Source organism: Rathayibacter tanaceti (assembly GCF_001634385.1).
Classification (GTDB): domain Bacteria; phylum Actinomycetota; class Actinomycetes; order Actinomycetales; family Microbacteriaceae; genus Rathayibacter; species Rathayibacter tanaceti.
The window spans coordinates 1-2,642 of sequence record NZ_LIIN01000212.1; the positions used below are offsets into that span (position 1 = coordinate 1).

Here is a 2,642-nt window from a genome sequence, read left to right on the forward strand (position 1 = left end):
CGCGGACCGCCTCGTCGCGCGCGATCGGCGCGCCCGCGGCGTTCAACAGGAGGCATCCGCTCCGCGCCGAGAGCGAGCGCGGGTCGGCGAGCGCCGTCCGCAGCCCCGTGAAGTACTCCTCGAGCGCCGTGGGCGACGCACCGGAGGGAGCGACGAGTGGAGCCAGCCGCGGCCGCACGACCTCGTCCAGGTAGCTCTGCACCGCGGCGTCGAAGAGCCCGCGCTTGCTCCCGAAGGCGTGGTACAGGCTGGAGCGGCCCAGGCCCGTCGCGGCCTCGAGGTCGGGCAGCGCCGCCTCCTGGAACCCGTTCTCCCAGAACACGGCGCGCGCGGCACGGACCACCTGCTCGGTGTCGAAGCCCTGCGTGCGTCCCACGACGCCTCCTCTGCTCACCGCCTCCGCGGTCTCGATGGAGCTCCCCGGAGGGAGCAGCGCTGTCCACTGGCGCGCACTGCTTCGGCCAGTCTATTGTGGACTGACCGATACACAATCGGGTGGGGGTCCTCCGCCCGGTCGACTCGCCAGGAGGCCCGCCGTGATCGTTCTCGGACTGGTGCTCGCCGCTCTCGCCGCGGTGCTGCACGTCTACATCTTCGTGCTCGAATCGGTGCTGTGGACCACGCCCCGCGCCCGCTCCGTCTTCGGCACGACGGCCGGCGAGGCCGAGTCGACCAGGGAGATGGCGTTCAACCAGGGGTTCTACAACCTGTTCCTCGCGATCGTCACGGTCATCGGCATCGTTGCGGTGGCGGGCGGAGCGACCGCCGTCGGCGCCGCACTCGTCTTCGCGGGGGTCGGCTCGATGGTCGCCGCCGCGCTCGTCCTGCTGCTGTCGGCGCCGACCAAGCGTCGCGCGGCACTCACGCAGATGACTCCCGGGCTCCTGGCGGCGATCACCCTCGCCGTCGGCCTCGCACTCTGACCCCCGCCCACCACCACTCGAAAGGCCCCATGCCCTCCGTCACTAGCACCCAGATCCAGCTCGTCCGCCGCCCCGACGGGTGGCCCGTCGCCGAAGACTTCCGCACCTCGACCGTCGAGTACGGCGATCCCGCCGCCGGCGAGATCCGCGTCGAGAACGCCTTCCTCTCGGTCGACCCCTACATGCGCGGCCGCATGAACGACGTGAAGAGCTACACCCCGCCGTTCGCGCTCGGCGAGACCATGACGGGCGGCGCCGTCGGCCGTGTCACCGTCTCGGACGACCCGGCGTTCCCCGTCGGCAGCGCGGTCCTGCACCAGCTCGGCTGGCGCGACATCGTGCAGGCGGAGGCGTCGCAGTTCCGCGTCGTCCCCGAGATCCCCGGGGCGCCGCTCTCCCTGCGCCTCGGCATCCTCGGGATGACCGGGCTCACGGCCTACGTCGGCCTCACCACGATCGCCGGCATGAAGGAGGGGGACACCGTCTTCGTCTCGGGTGCTGCGGGAGCCGTCGGCTCGGCCGCGGGGCAGATCGCCCGTCTCCTGGGCGCCGAGCGGGTCATCGGCTCGGCCGGCTCCGCCGAGAAGGTCGCCCTGCTCACCGGCAAGTACGGCTACGACGCCGCCTTCGACTACCACTCGGCGCCCGTGCGCGAGCAGCTGGCGGCGGCTGCGCCCGACGGGATCGACGTCTACTTCGACAACGTCGGAGGAGATCACCTCGAGGCAGCGCTCGACGCCTTCCGCGACGGTGGGCGAGCGGCCCTCTGCGGGGCGATCGCCGGCTACAACAGCACCGAGAAGGCACCCGGTCCCGACAACATGGCGACCATCATCACCCGCGGCCTCACCCTGCGGGGCTTCACTCTGTCGGGCTACCTCGACCAGGCGGCGGAGTTCAACCGGCTGATGGCCGGCTGGTTCGCCGAGGGCCGGATCGCCTACGACGAGACGGTCGTCGACGGCATCGACCACGCGGTCGACGCGTTCCTCTCGATGATGCGCGGCGGCAACACCGGGAAGATGATCGTCCGTCTCTAGCCCGGCGGGGAGTCCCGGGGCACAGCCCGGGGCTCCCTCCAGCGGTCTCGCCGGTCGCCGGACGACGCGACAGCGGCGGTGTCGATCCTCCGGCGCGGTGGCAGACTGCGACGATGAGCATGTCCACGCGGCGGATCGCCGCCCCCGTCCTGGCAGCAGCCTCCCTCGTCCTCCTCCTCAGCGGCTGCGCGGGCGGCGGAGGCGCGGCGACGTCGCAGAGCCCGCTCCCGCGCCCGAGCGCGACGCGCACCCCGGATGTGCCGACGCGGACTCCGAGTGCCGCGGCTCCGACCGCCGCCCCGACTCCGACCGCTGCCCCGGCTCCCGAGCAGACCGCCCCCGATGCACCCCCGGTGTCCGCTCCGGACTCACCGGATCAGTCCCCCGCCGAGTCGTCGACGCCGCGGTGCAACGGCTCCGACCTGGCGATGGAGTACCGGCCCGACCCAGAGGCGTCCGGAGCCGGCAGCAGCGCCTTCGACTGGTGCTCACGAACACGGCGTCCGAGCCGTGCACGCTGACCGGCATCCCCGGCGTCTACGCCACCGATGCGGGCGGCGCCCGCATCAGCGCCGTCGCAGAGGCCTCCGGACCGAACCCCCGACACCCTGATCGCCCTCGCCCCGGGCGCGCGCGCCGACGTCCGACTCGCCTGGCACTCCCCCCGGCGCGAACGGCT

5 protein-coding genes are annotated in these 2,642 nt (G+C 72.9%); 4 read left to right on the forward strand and 1 reads right to left on the reverse strand.

Features of this window, described 5'->3' with window-relative positions:
- Positions 1-376 (reverse strand): TetR/AcrR family transcriptional regulator (locus ACH61_RS14945; protein ID WP_153038931.1); only part of this gene is annotated, 376 nt, incomplete at its 3' end.
- 160 nt (positions 377-536) lie between these two features.
- On the opposite strand from ACH61_RS14945, the gene ACH61_RS14950 reads away from it, so the two are divergent.
- The 4 genes from ACH61_RS14950 to ACH61_RS19405 all read left to right on the forward strand — a co-directional run.
- Positions 537-923, forward strand: coding sequence for a DUF1304 domain-containing protein (locus tag ACH61_RS14950; protein ID WP_068213576.1), 387 nt, complete (start codon positions 537-539; stop codon positions 921-923).
- Between the two features lie 29 nt (positions 924-952).
- Positions 953-1,963, forward strand: a complete 1,011-nt coding sequence (locus tag ACH61_RS14955) for an NADP-dependent oxidoreductase (RefSeq protein ID WP_068213579.1) — start codon at positions 953-955, stop codon at positions 1,961-1,963.
- Between the two features lie 113 nt (positions 1,964-2,076).
- The gene (locus tag ACH61_RS14960) at positions 2,077-2,484 is read left to right on the forward strand and encodes a hypothetical protein (protein WP_161489680.1); all 408 of its coding nucleotides are present in this window, start codon (positions 2,077-2,079) and stop codon (positions 2,482-2,484) included.
- A partial coding sequence (locus tag ACH61_RS19405) for a DUF4232 domain-containing protein (protein WP_161489681.1) occupies positions 2,448-2,642 on the forward strand: 195 nt, incomplete at its 3' end. The genes ACH61_RS14960 and ACH61_RS19405, both read left to right, overlap by 37 nt.